Annotated in this window: 17 protein-coding genes; 10 read left to right on the top strand and 7 right to left on the bottom strand. The window is 61.3% G+C overall.

What is annotated here, in order from left to right:
* Window positions 1-2 precede the first annotated feature (2 nt).
* From EQW76_RS06640 to EQW76_RS06630, 3 genes are all read left to right on the top strand, one after another.
* The gene (locus tag EQW76_RS06640) at window positions 3-353 is read left to right on the top strand and encodes an ArsC family reductase (RefSeq protein ID WP_142823656.1); all 351 of its coding nucleotides are present in this window, start codon (window positions 3-5) and stop codon (window positions 351-353) included.
* A gap of 3 nt (window positions 354-356) precedes the next feature.
* Entirely contained in the window at window positions 357-830 is a 474-nt protein-coding gene (gene ybaK, locus EQW76_RS06635) for a Cys-tRNA(Pro) deacylase (protein ID WP_142823655.1), read from the top strand.
* Window positions 831-936: 106 nt separating this feature from the next.
* A complete protein-coding gene (locus EQW76_RS06630; RefSeq protein WP_142823654.1) occupies window positions 937-2,190 on the top strand; it encodes an aminopeptidase in 1,254 nt (417 codons plus the stop codon).
* Window positions 2,191-2,209: 19 nt separating this feature from the next.
* On the opposite strand, the gene EQW76_RS06625 is transcribed toward EQW76_RS06630, so the two are convergent.
* Entirely contained in the window at window positions 2,210-3,070 is an 861-nt protein-coding gene (locus tag EQW76_RS06625) for an EamA family transporter (protein ID WP_142823653.1), read from the bottom strand.
* Window positions 3,071-3,148: 78 nt separating this feature from the next.
* Between EQW76_RS06625 and EQW76_RS06620 the strand changes: the two genes are divergently transcribed.
* Window positions 3,149-3,646: a MarR family transcriptional regulator gene (locus tag EQW76_RS06620; RefSeq protein WP_142823652.1), complete on the top strand. Its 498-nt coding sequence runs from the start codon at window positions 3,149-3,151 to the stop codon at window positions 3,644-3,646.
* Window positions 3,647-3,657: 11 nt separating this feature from the next.
* Here EQW76_RS06620 and xseA read toward each other — a convergent pair whose 3' ends face one another.
* Window positions 3,658-5,271: an exodeoxyribonuclease VII large subunit gene (gene xseA, locus EQW76_RS06615; RefSeq protein ID WP_142823651.1), complete on the bottom strand. Its 1,614-nt coding sequence runs from the start codon at window positions 5,269-5,271 to the stop codon at window positions 3,658-3,660.
* Between the two features lie 222 nt (window positions 5,272-5,493).
* Here xseA and EQW76_RS06610 point away from each other — a divergent pair, with 222 nt between their 5' ends.
* The gene (locus EQW76_RS06610) at window positions 5,494-5,724 is read left to right on the top strand and encodes a hypothetical protein (RefSeq protein WP_111216129.1); all 231 of its coding nucleotides are present in this window, start codon (window positions 5,494-5,496) and stop codon (window positions 5,722-5,724) included.
* Window positions 5,725-5,753: 29 nt separating this feature from the next.
* On the opposite strand, the gene EQW76_RS06605 is transcribed toward EQW76_RS06610, so the two are convergent.
* Window positions 5,754-7,595, bottom strand: a complete 1,842-nt coding sequence (locus tag EQW76_RS06605; protein ID WP_142823650.1) for a hypothetical protein — start codon at window positions 7,593-7,595, stop codon at window positions 5,754-5,756.
* Between the two features lie 263 nt (window positions 7,596-7,858).
* Between EQW76_RS06605 and EQW76_RS06600 the strand changes: the two genes are divergently transcribed.
* A complete protein-coding gene (locus EQW76_RS06600; RefSeq protein WP_142823649.1) occupies window positions 7,859-8,233 on the top strand; it encodes a GtrA family protein in 375 nt (124 codons plus the stop codon).
* Between the two features lie 14 nt (window positions 8,234-8,247).
* Here the strand turns inward: EQW76_RS06600 and EQW76_RS06595 are convergent, their stop codons facing one another.
* Entirely contained in the window at window positions 8,248-9,234 is a 987-nt protein-coding gene (locus EQW76_RS06595; RefSeq protein WP_142823648.1) for a Gfo/Idh/MocA family oxidoreductase, read from the bottom strand.
* 174 nt (window positions 9,235-9,408) lie between these two features.
* Here EQW76_RS06595 and EQW76_RS06590 point away from each other — a divergent pair, with 174 nt between their 5' ends.
* On the top strand, window positions 9,409-10,359 hold the full coding sequence (locus EQW76_RS06590) for an aldo/keto reductase (RefSeq protein WP_142823647.1): 951 nt from the start codon (window positions 9,409-9,411) through the stop codon (window positions 10,357-10,359).
* A gap of 13 nt (window positions 10,360-10,372) precedes the next feature.
* The gene (locus EQW76_RS06585) at window positions 10,373-10,816 is read left to right on the top strand and encodes a GNAT family N-acetyltransferase (protein WP_142823646.1); all 444 of its coding nucleotides are present in this window, start codon (window positions 10,373-10,375) and stop codon (window positions 10,814-10,816) included.
* Here EQW76_RS06585 and EQW76_RS06580 read toward each other — a convergent pair.
* Entirely contained in the window at window positions 10,806-11,417 is a 612-nt protein-coding gene (locus EQW76_RS06580) for a hypothetical protein (protein ID WP_142823645.1), read from the bottom strand. The genes EQW76_RS06585 and EQW76_RS06580 overlap by 11 nt on opposite strands.
* A gap of 62 nt (window positions 11,418-11,479) precedes the next feature.
* Window positions 11,480-12,370: a LysR family transcriptional regulator gene (locus tag EQW76_RS06575; protein ID WP_142823644.1), complete on the bottom strand. Its 891-nt coding sequence runs from the start codon at window positions 12,368-12,370 to the stop codon at window positions 11,480-11,482.
* Window positions 12,371-12,490: 120 nt separating this feature from the next.
* On the opposite strand from EQW76_RS06575, the gene EQW76_RS06570 reads away from it, so the two are divergent.
* Both EQW76_RS06570 and EQW76_RS06565 read left to right on the top strand, forming a co-directional pair.
* A complete protein-coding gene (locus EQW76_RS06570) occupies window positions 12,491-13,486 on the top strand; it encodes an aldo/keto reductase (RefSeq protein ID WP_142823643.1) in 996 nt (331 codons plus the stop codon).
* Window positions 13,487-13,537: 51 nt separating this feature from the next.
* The gene (locus EQW76_RS06565) at window positions 13,538-13,768 is read left to right on the top strand and encodes a DUF3072 domain-containing protein (RefSeq protein ID WP_142823642.1); all 231 of its coding nucleotides are present in this window, start codon (window positions 13,538-13,540) and stop codon (window positions 13,766-13,768) included.
* A 137-nt stretch (window positions 13,769-13,905) separates the two neighbouring features.
* Here EQW76_RS06565 and EQW76_RS06560 read toward each other — a convergent pair whose 3' ends face one another.
* A complete protein-coding gene (locus tag EQW76_RS06560) occupies window positions 13,906-15,210 on the bottom strand; it encodes a DUF3422 family protein (protein ID WP_142824422.1) in 1,305 nt (434 codons plus the stop codon).
* Between the last annotated feature and the right edge of the window lie 94 nt (window positions 15,211-15,304).

Here is a 15,304-nt window from a genome sequence, read left to right as displayed (position 1 = left end):
GCGTGAGCGTCACGATCTACGGTATCAAGAACTGCGACACGATGAAGAAGGCGCGCAGCTGGCTGGACGCCCACGGCATCCCGTACCGTTTCCATGACTACAAGGCCGAAGGCATCGACCGCGAACATCTGCAAGGCTGGATCGGGCAAGCCGGCTGGGAGACGTTGCTCAACCGCGCCGGTACCACCTTTCGCAAGCTCGACGAGGCCGACAGGACCGGTCTCGACGCCGAAAAAGCCATTGCGCTGATGCTGGCCCAGCCCTCGATGATCAAGCGGCCGGTGCTGGAAGCTGAGGGTAAATTGCTGGTGGGATTCAGGCCTGGCGAATACGACGCCCTTTTCAAGGTTTGATCCATGTCAAAAACCACCCGGGCGACGCAGGTCCTTAGCCAGGCAAAGATCGCTTTCACTACCCATGTTTACGACTACGACCCGAACGCCGAGCGTATCGGACTGCAGGCGGCGGAAGCCTTGGGTGAGGAGCCGCATCGGGTTCTGAAGACGCTGATGGCGGAAGTCGATGGCAAGCCGGTTTGCGTTGTCGTACCCTCGGATCACGAAGTCAGCATGAAGAAGCTGGCCGCTGCCTTCGGCGGCAAGCCGGCCCATATGATGAAGCCTGTCGATGCCGAGCGGCTGACCGGCTACCACGTTGGCGGGATCAGCCCTTTCGGCCAAAAAAAGCTCGTGCCGACGGCCATCGAAGTCAGTGCCATGGACGAGGCCTATGTTTTCATGAACGGCGGACAACGCGGCCTGCAAGTTCGGCTCGATCCGAAGGATGCTCTGGCGGTTTTGAAAGCCGTTGCCGTGCCGCTGGTCGCCTGATTTTTTTCTGCCGATACCGCTGGCGATTTGGCAGCCAGCAAGCTTCATTTTCGCCGCAATGGGGTTTAAGTCTTCTGCCTTCGCATTTCCCAGCAGGCAGGTTCCCATGACATCCGTTTCCCAGAGCGCCCACACCATTGATCCCGTCAAGCTCGACAAGCTTGCCGAAGTGGCCATCAAGGTCGGATTGCAGCTGCAGAAGGGCCAGGATCTGGTCATCACCGCGCCGGTCGCCGCCATGCCGCTGGTCCGCCGTATTACCCGGCACGCCTATATCGCCGGCGCCGGGCTGGTGACCTCCTTCTATGCCGACGAGGAAGCAACCCTTGCCCGCTATGAAAACGGCAGCGACGAAAGCTTCGACCGCGCCGCAGGCTGGCTTTATGACGGCATGGCCAATGCCTTTGCCAACGGTGCTGCCCGGCTCGCCGTCTCCGGCGACAACCCGATGCTGCTTTCCGGCCAGGATCCGGCCAAGGTAGCCCGTGCGAACCGCGCCAATTCGACGGCATACAAGCCGGCGCTCGAGAAGATCTCCAATTTCGACATCAACTGGAACATCGTTTCCTACCCGAACCCATCCTGGGCACGACTGGTATTCCCCAACGACCCCGAGCCGATTGCGGTTGCCAAGCTCGCCAGGGCGATCTTTGCCGCCTCGCGCGTCGATGTCGAGGATCCGATTGCCGCCTGGGCGGAGCACAATACCAACCTGCGCGTCCGCTCCAGCTGGCTGAATGACCAGCGCTTTGAAAGCCTGCATTTCGTTGGCCCGGGCACCGATGTCACCATCGGTCTTGCCGACGACCATGAGTGGCATGGCGGCGCCTCGACGGCGAAGAACGGCGTGACCTGCAACCCGAACATCCCGACGGAAGAGGTTTTCACCACGCCGCATGCCCTGCGAGTGGACGGCTACGTCTCGAGCACCAAGCCGCTGTCGCATGGCGGCACGCTGATCGACGATATCCGGGTGAAATTCGAAGCGGGCCGGATCGTCGAGGCCAAGGCCAGTCGTGGCGAGGAAGTGCTCAACAAGGTGCTCGACACCGACGACGGCGCGCGACGGCTGGGTGAAGTGGCACTGGTGCCGCATTCGTCGCCGATTTCCGCCAGCGGCATCCTGTTCTACAACACGCTGTTCGACGAGAACGCATCCTGCCATATCGCGCTTGGCCAGTGCTACTCGAAATGCTTCCTCGACGGCGCGTCGCTGACGCAGGAACAGGTCAAGGCGCAGGGCGGAAATTCCAGCCTGATCCACATCGACTGGATGATCGGCTCGGACAAGGTAGACATCGACGGGGTAAAGCCGGACGGCACGCGCGTACCTGTGATGCGCAAGGGCGAATGGGCCTGATTTAAGAGCGTTGCGCGCGTCATTTCGGCCCTTGGGCACGAGACGCGCGCTGGCTTGCCCAGACGCTGGCCAGCACGACGGCAACACCGGCCAGTTGCACCGCATCGAGTGCTTGTCCCAGCAGGCTCCAGCCGAGAAGGACTGCCACGAGAGGGCTCAGGAAGCCTAGCGCTGATGCCGCCGGCGCGCCGATGAGGCGGAGGCCGCGAAACCACAGGATATAAGTGAAGGCCGCGCCGACCAGCCCGAGATAGAGAAACCCGGCAAGATTTGCGATCGTCAGCGGCGGCAAACCCGGCTCCAGCAGAAGTGCCGCAGGTGCCAGCATCAGACCGCCAGCTGTGAGTTGCCAGGCCGTGAAGGTCAGCGGTGATACAGGCGGCTTCCAGTGGCGACTGAGGACCGTGCCGAAAGCCATTGAGAGAGCGCCGGCAAGTCCCGCAGCGATGCCGATAGGATCGAGCGACGCACCCGGCCGCAGCACCAGCAGTGCGACGCCGCAAAGTCCCGCCATGCCGGCCACGATGGCAATTGGGCGCACCGAGGTGCCCATGACGAGGCGCGAGAGGCCGATGACGATCAATGGCTGCACCGCTCCCACGGTCGCGGCCACGCCGCCGGGCAAGCGGTAGGCGGAGACGAAGAGAAAAGCCCAGAACAGCGAGAAATTGAGCAGACCGAGCACGAGGCTTTTCCACCACCATGCGCCCTGCGGCAATTCCCTCACCATTACCAGCAGCAGAAGCCCTGCCGGCAAGGCACGCAGCGTCGCTACCGTCAGCGGCACTCCTGCCGGCAGCAGTTGCGTCGTGACGATGTAGGTCGAACCCCAGATGGCGGGAGCAAGCGCCGTCAGGCCAATATCGCGGAGGCGGGACACGGCATATCTCTATTTATCTTGACTTCAAGATAGATCCATAAATCTTGACGTCAAGATAAATTTTGCCATAGTGGCTGCATGGATCATGTCGATAGAATTCTGGAACAGTGGAGCCGAGAGCGGCCGGATCTGGACACCGCGGCCATGGGCCTGCTGGGGCGTCTCGGTCGCCTTCACAGCCATCTCATGCGCGAGGTCGAGACGACCCTTGCCGAACATGGCCTGTCACCCGCGAGCTTCGACGTTATGGCGACGCTCCGGAGAGCTGGTGCACCCTATCGTCTTTCTCCGGGCGATCTGATCGCCGCCACCATGGTGACGTCAGGAACCATGACAAACCGCATCGACCAACTGGAGAAGCAGGGCCTTGTCGCCCGCCTTTCCAACCCGCAGGACGGCCGAAGCGTGCTGATAGGCCTAACGGACAAGGGACTGTCGGTGATCGAGGATGCCGTGACGGCGCATGTGGCGAACCAGCAGAGGATCATCGCATGCCTTAGCGCGGAGGAGTTTGCAGCGCTGGACGGACTTCTTGCTCGCTATCTCGCGCATTTCGAAAGGGCCGCTGTGGAGTAGCGACGCAAATCTCAGAACAAGGTACCCTGTTTCTCACCATCGGCAGGTATCGCCGCCGGTTTTGCGGCGCGCTTCTTCGTCGGAGGAACAGGCGCGGCGGGCGGCGGCATCGTATCCATCCCCTCCCCTGCGGTGGCAGCCACACGGCCGTCTGCAAACTCCAGCGAGATCGCCTGGCCGGCCGAGATCAGCGCTGCCGACGAGAGCGGGCGATCCTCCTCATCGCGCACGACAGCATAGCCGCGCTTCAGGACATTCTTGTAGGACAGCGACTGCAGCATGCGGTCCTGCGCAGAGATGGCACCCTTGGCCATGCTGAGCCTGTGCAAGATGGCAGTATCGGAATGCCGGCCGAGATTGGCCAGGCGGTCGCGAAAGCTGCGGGTCTGGGCGGTCAACCGCGCGGGCACGCCGCGCATCGCAACATCGGCGTTGGAAATACGCTTGTGGCCGTCGAGGAGCAGGCGCTCGACGCGACGCTCGGCGCGCACCATCCGCTCGTTGAGTTTCTGACGCTTCTCGGCAATCCGGGTCGACAGCACCTCGGGGCGCAAGTGAGCGGCAGCGCGCTCGAAACTGCGGCGCTTGTTGAGGGTATTCAGTTCGAGACCGCGTCCAAGGCCTGCGGCCGTCTCGTCGAAGCGGCGACGCGGCAATGCCAGCAGTTGATCGAGCGACGGAAGGGCGCGCACCAGCGCCCGCACCGACTGGCCGTGATGATCCATATGGCGACGGATGCCTGTCTGCAGACGGGCGGAAAGGCCTGCTGCCTGCGCCTCAAGGTCGGCTTTCACCGGCACGGCCATCTCGGCAGCGCCTGTCGGGGTCGGCGCGCGCACATCGGCCGCATAATCGATCAGCGTCCAATCGGTCTCGTGGCCGACGGCAGAGACCAGCGGGATGGTGCTCTCGGCTGCAGCACGCACGACGATCTCGTCGTTGAAACTCCAGAGATCCTCGAGGCTCCCTCCGCCCCGCGCAACGATCAACACATCCGGACGCGGCATCGCTCCGCCGCGTTCGAACGCATTGAACCCACGGATGGCGTTGGCGACTTCCGACCCGGATCCCTCGCCCTGGACCTTGACTGGCCAGACGAGCACATGCACCGGAAAGCGATCGGCGATGCGGTGCAGAATATCGCGGATGACGGCACCGGTTGGCGAGGTGACGACGCCGATCACCTTCGGCATGAAGGGCAGCGGCTTCTTGCGATCGGCGTCGAACAGGCCTTCGGCGCCAAGCTTGCGCTTGCGTTCCTCGATCAACGCCATCAGGGCGCCGGCGCCGGCCGGCTCCAGGGTCTCGATGACGATCTGGTATTTCGAGGATCCGGGGAAGGTGGTGACCTTGCCGGTGGCAATGACTTCCATACCCTCTTCCGGGCGGAACTTGAGTTTGGAGAAGCTTCCCTTCCAGATGACCGCGTCTATGCGTGAACGGTCGTCCTTCAGCGAAAAATAGGCGTGCCCGGAAGAATGTGGACCGCGATAGCCGGAGATCTCGCCGCGAACCCGCACCTGGTCGAAGGCATTTTCGACCGTACGCTTGATCGAGCCGGACAATTCGGAGACCGAATATTCCGCGAGGTTCGATGGCGAATCATTTTCGAATAAGCTGCTCATGCATTCTTTTAGCGCAACTGTGCGCCAAGATCAGCCATCCGACCGCCTTCACCCGCAGTTTTCAGCCATCCGGCAAGCCATTAACAAGATCAGAAGATTGGGCTTGTCCTGTTATAGAACGACGCAGTTTTCAGCCGTTGCAAACACTTTGAACGAGCTGTTTCAGTGTTTCTTAGTGAGATCCGGGTATATCCGGGACTATCTTCTACAGGAGTTTCCCAGATGGTCTTCGTGGTTGCCTTGGCAATCGGCGTTGCCGTGTCCCTGACACGGTCCGTTGCAAGCATAGTGCTTTCGGCCGCCTTGATAGGTGTCGCCTTCGCTGCCGCGGCATTGCTGTCTCCGGCAGGAGCTTCCCTTGTTTCATTGTTGCTGGCGATTGCAGGCTTCAATTCAGCCTTTGCAGGGCAGGTTGCCCTGCTTCTCCTGCTGCAGAAGCCCCGCGTCGCCTAGGTTGGCCGACGCCATCGGAAAACCGGAATTCAGGGCTGCCTGACGCGAAAGAACTTTATGTCCGGACCCTGTTTTACCGAGAGTGGCTCCAGATAGGCAGGCACGTTACCCTTTGCTAGTTGCGCATAGAGGCCGTCAGGGCTCCGCTGCGAGAGCTTTTCGACTTGCGGATCAATTGCGCAATAGGCAAGCAGCGTCACACCGGCCTGCTGCAACAGGGCCTGCGCATCCTTCGGCGTGGCAAGGCCGATCTTCATTTCCGCCAGCATACCATCGGCGTCCCGATGGTATGGGCCCGACAGCGTACGATGCCGCGTAAAGCGCAGGATCGGTGAGCCCAGGTTGGAGGCCGCGACGACCACGCCCGGATCGAGCGCTGCGAGCGGAGCGAGGGCGTCCTTCGAGGAGCATTTGCTCTGGTCGGCTGCGACATCTGCAATGGCCGGCGTCTTCGAGAAGATATTGCCGACATTGCTATCGGCAAGGCCACCGCCGACCGCCCAGACCGCAGGTACCGAGATCAACACTCCGACCACGTAAAAGAATGCTGCGCGAATGTCCTCGGAATCGGCATTGGAAACACGCCTGAGGTCGAGGACGAAAAGCGTCAGCGGCGGAATGGCGAGCAGGTTGGCAAAGACTGCGCCGCGCACCTGCACCAGCGCAATGATCCAGTTGACCGCGAGCAGCGCCAGCAAAACAGCGTGCAGTTGCGGCCTCTCATGGCGGACAATCCTGAGGACGCAGACCGCGATTGCGAGCAGGCCGACGGCGTAGAACGCGCCAAGCGCTGTCGGTTCTGTAACGCTGAGCGTCACGATGGACTGCGCCTCGCTGACGCTGTTGAGCCAGAGTTCGACCAGCATCGGATCGAGGCCACCCAGCGGGTTACCTAGGCACTGCGGGGCAAGCAGCACTGTGGCGACTGCCACGGCAACACCGTTTGCAACCAAAACTGCAAACCGTGCCTGGCGTGGCAGGTGGCTGGCAAACAGCGCTGAGAGCAGCAGACCCACCCCGCCGACAGCAGTGATGCCGTAAAAGCCGAGCGAAAGATTGTCGCAGGTGACCATGGAATAGAAATGCGGTGGCACCGTTGCAAAGAACGCAGCGCTGATGGCGACGGTCAAGGTCAGCGCAAAGGCTGCGGCGGCCGGTGCGAAAACTTTTCCCTCCCAGGCCCAGAGCGTTGCGACCACGATGCAGGCGACGGCAACGAAAGGCGTCGTTTCGGCGCCTATGCCGATGGCGAGGGCCGAGGCCAGCGCAGCAATGGCGAAGCTCGAGGCTCGAAACCGCTCGTCGACCAGCATGGCGACGATCAGTGCGACAAGGCCAAGTTGGACGTTGTCGTGATCGATCGACCCCGGCAGGTAGCGAACGGAGGTGATGATCAAAAATGCGGTCTGGACGAGCGTGACGTGCAGGCCTGGCAGTCCGCCCAGCCGACGCCCGAGAAGCGCCATGCTGCCCATGAACGGCAACACAAGGAACAACGGCCAGACAGTGACGGCGAGCACCTCTGCCCGCTCCGGGGATACAAACAGACGGAATAAAACGATCAGGCTCGCAATCGGCAAGTCTATGAAGCGGGACCAGTGCATCAGCGTCCCACCGTCGAGGCCTAGCCGGTATTGCATCATGTCGAACCAGCCCTGGCCGCCAAGCAGGTCGCGGACTTCGACGAGGCGCATGGCATCGTCGTTGTCGGCACCGATATAATCGACGGCATTGCGGTTGAGGAACAGCAGGACGAGAATAACCACCAGACTGTAGGCCAGCATCACGAACCAGGCGCTCGACCAGAGCGACGCGGTTGCTGTTTTTCCGTCGATGCCTTCGATCGGCCGCATATCCGTCACACCAGTCATGTCGTGATCCCGTACCCTTACTTGCTGCAGAGACGAAACTACCGTTCCAGCCTCAAGAAAGCGTAAAGTTGCCGGCCATCATCCGTCAGGAAATATTGACAAATTGGTGGGATGGTCAGGGGAGACACTGGTTGCCGAGACGCTTTGTATCGGCCACCGCACCAACGACGTTATGAATGAGCGACCAAGCCGATGCTCCAGCCGTTGACCACCGATATCACCAACCCTCGCCCGGCACCCGATTTCAGCTGCAGCGGTGCAGCATGAAAAAACTGTTTTGGTTTGCCATCGCCGGCAGTATCGGCTTCGTCGTCGATGGTGGCCTGCTGATGCTGCTCCTGCATTTCACCCCGATTGGGCCTTTTGGCGCCCGTGCCATCAGCATTCCGTCGGCGATGCTGGCGACCTGGTTCTTCAACCACAGCTTTACCTTCGAAAAATCCAGCCAGTCGCTGGCCGTCGAGGGGTTTAGGTACGGCTCGGTGGGAGTTGTTTCGGCGCTGATCAATTACGGCATCTATTCCGGGCTGCTGATCACCATCCCGATCCTGCGTCCGACCTTTGCCTTGGTAATGGCCTCGGCGGCGGCGACGGCGTTCAGCTTTTTCGGCTATTCCCGCTTCGTCTTCCGCCGCTGAGTTTTATCGATGGATCAGACTGTTTCCCAGCCGTCTTTTTCGCTGGCGCGGTAGATCGCGTCGATCATCGCTTGGTTCTTCTTCGAGCTTTCCAGCGTCACCACCTCTGAAGCCCCACCGGTAGCAGCATCGGCGAAGGCCTCCGCCTCCAGCTTGTACTGGCGGCTGTCGGGGAAGCGGAAGATCTGCGACTGCCCGTGGCTGCGGTTGGCAAGCTCGACCTCTTCAGCGCCGTAGCGGTCAGCATTGAACGGCGATTTCACCTCGATGAAGCCGTCCGTGCCGTGGAAGACCATGATCTGCCGGCTGGCCATCTGCGTCGAGATGTAGAAGCTCATCTCGAAGTCGCCGAAATCGGCCTTGACGCTGGAGTACATGTCAGTGCCGAACTCGGGATCGCGCTCGGTGACCGCCTGGATGCGCTGCGGCTCCTTGCCCGTGGCAAAGCGTGTGGTGATCGACGGGTAGACGCCGATATCAGGGAGGCCGCCGCCGCCGAGTGCTGGAATGTTTCGCATGTTGCCGGCATCGCGATTAAAATAGGTGAAAGCGCCCTGCACATGCCGCAGGCGGCCGATGGCGCCCTCGGCAAGCAGTTCCCTCACCTTCTTCCAGACCGGCGTATACACCACCATGTAAGCTTCGCTCACCAGCACCTTGTTGCGATCACGGGCAGCAATCAGGCTGTCGATCTCGGCAGCCTTGAGGGCGATCGGCTTTTCGCAGAGCACGTGCTTGCCTGCATCGGCGGCCTTGATCGACCACTCGACATGCTGCGATGTCGGAAGCGGAATGTAGACGGCGTCAATCTTGTCGGAGGCGAGCATCTCCTCGTAGGAGCCGAAGGCGTGCGGAATGGAGAAGCGGTCCGCCATTTCTCGAGCGCGAGCGAGCTCGCGGCTGGCAACGGCGGTGACTACGCAGTTTTCCGCATCCTGAATGGCCGGCACCACGAGTTCGCGACCGATCTTGGCCGTCGACAGAATTCCAAAACGCAACATCGATATCTCCTCATCCTCTTTCGCCTGATCATAGGCAGCGTTGAGGTAGCGCGCAACGGCGGCGGGGCAATTCACCGACGTCCGGTTTCCTTAGCGACGTCCAGGCCCTACATAGGCAGGGCGGCTTAGCGCTGCGCCAATTTTTCAGCGTCCCACTTCATTCAGGAGAGCGGCATGCAGATGCGCCCACTCGGTAAAACAGGACTTTCAATTTCGCCAATCGTCTTCGGCGGCAATGTCTTCGGCTGGACTGCCGATGAGAAGACGTCCTTCGACATTCTCGACGCCTTCTTCGGCGCCGGCTTCAACACCATCGATACGGCCGACGTCTATTCGCGCTGGGTGCCCACCAACAAAGGTGGCGATTCTGAAGAGATCATCGGCAAGTGGCTGAAACAGGGGCATGTGGCGCGCGACAAGGCGATCATCATCACCAAGGTGGGCTCAGAAATGGGCCCCGGCAAAAAGGGCCTGAAGGAAAGCTACATCCTGAAGGCGGTGGAAGATTCGCTGAGGCGGCTGCAGACCGACTACATCGACCTCTATCTATCCCATTGGGCCGACCCGGAGACGCCGTACGAGGAAACTCTGGGTGCCTATGCCAAGCTGCGCCAGCAGGGCAAGATCCGCGCGGTCGGCTGCTCCAATCTCGACGCGGCGCAATTGCAGGCCTCGCTGGATGCTGCAGAAAAGGCCGGCGTCCAGCGCTACGACGTGCTGCAGCCGGAATACAATCTCTATGATCGCGGGAGTTTCGAAGGCCCGCTTGCCGACCTCTGCATGCGTGAAGACATTGGCGTCATCACCTATTTCAGCCTGGCGTCGGGCTTCCTCTCCGGCAAATACCGCAGCAAAGCCGACACCGAGGGCAAGGCACGCCAGGACAGGGTAGCAAAGTATCTGGACGACAAGGGACTTCGAATCCTGTCGGCGCTCGATACCGTCGCCAAGGAGACAGGGGCAACCCCCGCGGAGATTTCGCTCGCCTGGCTGCAGCAGAAAAAGGCCGTGACGGCGCCGATTGCTTCAGCGACCAGCCTTGCGCAGCTGGAGGCTTTGGTGAAGTCTGCGCAGCTGACATTGTCGCCTGAGGCGATGGCCCTGCTCGACAAGGCAGGCGCATAACGAGGACGACGAAATGACGGTGACGATCCGAGAAGCCAGGCCTGAAGACGAGGTCCGCTGGCGCGCACTCTGGGCCGACTACCTCGCTTTCTATGGCGTTGGCATCTCGGACGACATCACCGATCTCACTTGGCGCCGGGTTTTCGACCCGGCGTCGGCGATCTTCATGCGAGTGGCCGTTGTCGATGACGTGGTGATGGGCTTCGCCCTTTGCCTGACCCACGAAGGTACGTGGACCTCAGGTCTCGATTGCTACCTCGAAGACCTGTTCGTCGACGCGGAAGTGCGTGGCAGGGGCGTAGGTCAGGCACTGCTCGACGACCTCGTGGCACTTTCCAAAGCCAGCGGCTGGACGCGGCTCTACTGGCACACGGACGAGACCAACAGCACTGCGCGCAAGCTATACGACCGCTTCGTCCAGAGCGACGGCCACATACGCTATCGCATCACACTCTGATCCGCGGAAAGCCGTCATACGACCGCGAATGATCGTCCAACCAGTTGGCCATACCTTCCCGGGTCAGGATGCCGCGCGGCTCGGCATAGCTGTTGATCGATCGCTTCGGGCGCTCATGCCAAGAAATGTTGACGGCCCAGAGCTTCGGGAAAAATTGCAAGGAGGCGTATGGCAGATGGTCTTGGATCCACCATGCCAGCTTTTGCCAGTCGCCCGGTGCCTGATAGCGATCCCACACCCAGGGGACGACGACGCAGGCCGTCGCGCCCATATAGCCATTGGAATCCCTGAGGTCCCAGACATGGCCGGCGGCGTCATTGCGAGCGCAGTTCAGATTGTTGTCGTTTCCGAACCGGTTAAGCGCCTGCGAGCGGTAGCCTGAGCGAAGATGCAGCCTTCCGAAGGTCGCTTGCAGGGGCTCCAGCAGGTCGGCGCAAAGCCGACTGCCGGCCGCGATGGCAAGGGCGGGGTCATCAGGGATATTGGGGATGCCGTAAAGGCTGTCTATTTCGGAATACAGGAAATCGCGAAGGAAGAAGTTTTCGGACAGCCGCACCCGCCCCAGGTCTTCCAGCCCGCGCATAGATGCCGGTTTTCTCATGCCGCTCTCCTCCCCGCCAGGGTAAGCGGCATTTTCATGCCGGCCACCCGAAATGCTGCATCTCAGCCGCCGACCTTGAAGAAATCGATGAAGGCGCGCAACGCCGGACGCAGTTGCCGGCGGCTCGGGTAATAAAGGAAGGGACCGGGATAGGGCTGGCACCAGTCCTCCAGCACTCTGACCAGCCGCCCGCCGGCCACCTCGTCCTCGACGCGGATGTTGAAGAGATAGGCTAGACCGGCGCCGCTGAGCGCTGCCAGTAGCGCAAGCCTATCCTCACCGACGATGAGCGGCCCGTCGACCGCGACCACCAGAGCCTCTCCGTCCTTGTCGAACTCCCAGCGATAGATCGAGCCGTTCGAAAAGCGGCGCTTGATGCAGCGGTGTGCGACGAGGTCGCGGGGATGGACGGGGATCGGATGCTTTGCGAAATAACCGGGCGAGGCGGCGATGACTGTGCGCATCTCAGGCGAGATGCGCACAGCGATCATGTCGGCATCGAGGCTTTCCTCCATCCGGATGCCCGCGTCATAGCCCTGGTCGACGATGTCGATGAAGCCATCCTCGTTGGCGATTTCCAGCGTGATATCGGGATAGGCATTGAGGAAATCGCCGATGCGGGGTCCAAGCAGGATGTCCGAGGCGAACCGGGGCGCGGTGATGCGCAGGTTGCCGGCGGGCCGGTCGCGCGCGTCGATGGCCGCCTCCAGCGCAATACCGATCTCGTCGAGCGCCGGGCGCAGGCGTTCCAGCAGGCGTTGCCCCTCCTCCGTCGGCGCGACGCTGCGGGTGGTGCGGGCCAGCAGGCGGACGCCGAGGCTCGCCTCCAGGCTGGATATGGCATGGCTAACAGCCGACGGCGCGATCGCCAACTCCTTGGCGGCGTCACGAAAGCTGCGATGGGCGGCCACGGAGGCAAAGACCGCCAGTTGCGAGAGCTGTGTTCTGTTCATTGATCGAAATGATAGAACAGTGCATTGCAATTTGCACCCATATTCAAAAGCTTTCCCGCGCCCTATCTCTTGGGTGTATTGCGTCGCCTGCAGGGCTGACCGTTCCCAAGGAGAGATTTCATGAAGACCCGCAAACTCGGAACAGAACTCACCGTCTCGGCCATCGGCCTCGGCTGCATGGGAATGAGCCACGCCTATGGTGGCCAGGACGAGCAGGATGCCATCCGCACCCTGCATCGCGCCGTCGAGATCGGCGTCACCTTTTTCGACACGGCCGAGGTCTATGGCCCCTTCGCCAACGAGATCCTGGTCGGCAAGGGCCTGAAGAGCGTCCGCGACAAGGTGACTATCGCCACCAAATTCGGCTTCAAGATCGATCCGGCCAAGACGGATTCGCAGGCCATGTCCGGGCTCGACAGCCGGCCGGAGCATGTGCGCGAGGTGGCGGAGGCCTCGTTGAAGCGGCTCGGCGTCGAGGTGATCGATCTGTTCTACCAGCACCGCCCCGACCCGGAAGTGCCGATCGAAGACACTGCCGGTGCCGTGGCCGATCTCATCAAAGCCGGCAAGGTCCGCGCTTTCGGCCTCTCGGAAGCGAGCGCTGAGCACATTCGCCGCGCCCATGCCGTGCAGCCGGTCTCGGCGCTACAGAGCGAGTATTCGCTCTGGACCCGCGATCCCGAAGGCGAGATCCTCGATACGTGCCGCGAACTTAACATCGGTTTCGTACCGTTCAGCCCGCTTGGACGCGGCTTCCTGACAGGCAAGATCCAAAACACCTCCGAGTTCGGGGAAGGCGACTTCCGCAAGAACCTGCCACGCTTCGAAGCCGAGAACATGGCTGCCAACTTGGCGCTCGTGAAGCTCGTGGAGGAGATGGCAGCTGAAAAGGGAGCCACTGCCGCGCAGCTGGCGCTCGCCTGGGTTCTGGCCAAGGGCGATTTCATCGTGCCCATTCCCGGCGCCCGCAAGATTACCCATCTGGAGCAGAACACTGCTGCGGCCGACGTCGTGCTGACGGCCGAAGACGTGACGAGACTGGATGACATGCTGTCGCCGGACAAGATCGCCGGGGCGCGCTATGGCAAACCTGCGGCCTGGAATGCAAAGCGCTGACGGAACCTGGCCTCCTCAAGAACGTTAAGAGAACAAACAAGGAGGCTAGCAATGATAGACGAGCACAATCCAAAGACCGATCCGGACCCTTCCTCCAACACGGAAAAGGATCCGGACGACTGGGTCACCGGCGACGAACCGATGACCGGTGCCCAGAAGTCCTATTTGAAAACGTTGACGGAACAGGCGCACGAGCCGGATGCTTTTTCCGAAGAGCTCTCCAAGGCAGAGGCGTCCAAGCGTATCGACGAGATCAAGAGCCGGATGCAAAAACAACACTGAAGCAGTTCGCTGCATACAATGGAAAAGCGCGATACAACGAGGCGACGTCAGCGAGAGCAGACGCCGCCTTTTCCATTGCGGATCCGGTCATCGGCATCGAAAATTCAGCTCCTGCAGTAACGCCAGAATGAGCGTCTTTAGTTGATGGAGCGGGGTTTGTCTGATGCACGCACGGGATCATCGCTATGCCGGCTCCGGATGCGCCGGACCGTAAGCCAGACGCCGACAATCACGAACGGCACCGAGGCACCCGTCAGCGTATCGGACGAAATATTGAGACCGATGGCGTGGATGACCTTGGCGAGATAGCCGACCAGGCCGATGACATAATAGGAAATGGCAGCTACCGACAGGCCTTCCACCGTTTGCTGCAAGCGCAGCTGCAGATGCGCCCGCTTGTCCATCGATGCCAGAATTTCGGTGTTGAACTTCTGCAGGTCGACGTCGATCCAGCTGCGCAGCAGGCCGCTGGCGCGCGCCAGTTTGCTCGAGAGGTTGGCCTGCCGCACTTCAACGGACTGGCATGTTCGCATGGCCGGCGCCAGGCGCCGCTGCAGGAAAGCACCGAGCGTCTCGTTGCCGGGCAATCCCTTCTCCGCCAGCATGGCGACACGATCAAGGACGATGTCGTAATAGGCGCGGCTGGCGCCGAATCGATAGAGGCTCAGCGCCGCATTTGCCTCCAGTTCGGCAGCAAGGCGGGTGATCTCGGCGAGCATCGCATCGGCTTCGTCACGCGCGTGCTGCTTCATGCCCTGGGTGATGGCGGTGAAGCTGTTCTCGATCTGGCGGATCTCGGGGGAAAGGGTCTGCGCAAGCGGCAAACCCATCATCGCCAGCGTGCGATAGGTCTCGATATCGAGAATACGCTGAGTGAGCATGCCACGGGCGGCATCCGTCATACCGCGGTCGAGGATCAGGAACTTGGTGAGGCCATCACCATCTTGGCGGAAGTCGGTCACGATCGTCGCCTTGCCGTCCGCCACGGTGCTCTGACAGAGACTGGTCAGGTCGAAATTCTCGATCACATCAACCGATACCTCTGTGGCAGGCCGGATCTCGATGCGGACACCGGAGATGAACGGACCGGGCGCTACAAAGCGGGATCCAAAGGGATTGATCGGGATATCGCCGCCGAATTTCGCGGGAGCCGGGGTGTCCCAGAAATAGGTCGAGAATTCCGTATGACGCTCCCAGCGCAACGTGCCGCCACCCCAGGTCATCGTATGATGGCTGGAATCGGCAGCCGGAGCCGGAACACCCTGCCCTAGCGACAGATCCGTGAGGATTGCGTGGTCGGCAGTGAAATTTGCTTCCGTCAGGAAGGCAATCTGGAAGACGACGCGCGGAAGTGCGAGCAGCGTATAGGGCCTCGAATGGATCTCACCGATCGCCTTTGCGCGAATCTCGGCACTGGGGAAGGAAAAACTGCGCTTCGACACTTCGCTGCCCTCGAGCGGCCGTGATGGCCAGCACCATTCCTCGCTATGCGCAAATGCGCTCATGGACAAGGGGTCGAGGTTTGGTGCATCGCAA

The sequence above is a fragment of the Rhizobium sp. rho-13.1 genome (assembly GCF_007000305.1).
Lineage (GTDB): Bacteria > Pseudomonadota > Alphaproteobacteria > Rhizobiales > Rhizobiaceae > Rhizobium > Rhizobium rhododendri.
The sequence above is the reverse complement of the archived record's forward strand: the minus strand, read 5'-3'. Positions and strand labels throughout refer to the sequence as shown.

Excerpts from the sequence above, each read along its gene's own strand:
- EQW76_RS06620 (WP_142823652.1), top strand. The coding sequence starts at position 3,149 with ATGGATCATGTCGATAGAATTCTGGAACAGTGGAGCCGAGAGCGGCCG.
- EQW76_RS06585 (WP_142823646.1), top strand. The coding sequence starts at position 10,373 with ATGACGGTGACGATCCGAGAAGCCAGGCCTGAAGACGAGGTCCGCTGG.
- ybaK (WP_142823655.1), top strand. The coding sequence starts at position 357 with ATGTCAAAAACCACCCGGGCGACGCAGGTCCTTAGCCAGGCAAAGATC.
- EQW76_RS06610 (WP_111216129.1), top strand. The coding sequence starts at position 5,494 with ATGGTCTTCGTGGTTGCCTTGGCAATCGGCGTTGCCGTGTCCCTGACA.
- EQW76_RS06590 (WP_142823647.1), top strand. The coding sequence starts at position 9,409 with ATGCAGATGCGCCCACTCGGTAAAACAGGACTTTCAATTTCGCCAATC.
- EQW76_RS06580 (WP_142823645.1), bottom strand. The coding sequence starts at position 11,417 with ATGAGAAAACCGGCATCTATGCGCGGGCTGGAAGACCTGGGGCGGGTG.
- EQW76_RS06565 (WP_142823642.1), top strand. The coding sequence starts at position 13,538 with ATGATAGACGAGCACAATCCAAAGACCGATCCGGACCCTTCCTCCAAC.
- EQW76_RS06600 (WP_142823649.1), top strand. The coding sequence starts at position 7,859 with ATGAAAAAACTGTTTTGGTTTGCCATCGCCGGCAGTATCGGCTTCGTC.
- EQW76_RS06575 (WP_142823644.1), bottom strand. The coding sequence starts at position 12,370 with ATGAACAGAACACAGCTCTCGCAACTGGCGGTCTTTGCCTCCGTGGCC.
- xseA (WP_142823651.1), bottom strand. The coding sequence starts at position 5,271 with ATGAGCAGCTTATTCGAAAATGATTCGCCATCGAACCTCGCGGAATAT.
- EQW76_RS06630 (WP_142823654.1), top strand. The coding sequence starts at position 937 with ATGACATCCGTTTCCCAGAGCGCCCACACCATTGATCCCGTCAAGCTC.
- EQW76_RS06605 (WP_142823650.1), bottom strand. The coding sequence starts at position 7,595 with ATGACTGGTGTGACGGATATGCGGCCGATCGAAGGCATCGACGGAAAA.
- EQW76_RS06595 (WP_142823648.1), bottom strand. The coding sequence starts at position 9,234 with ATGTTGCGTTTTGGAATTCTGTCGACGGCCAAGATCGGTCGCGAACTC.
- EQW76_RS06570 (WP_142823643.1), top strand. The coding sequence starts at position 12,491 with ATGAAGACCCGCAAACTCGGAACAGAACTCACCGTCTCGGCCATCGGC.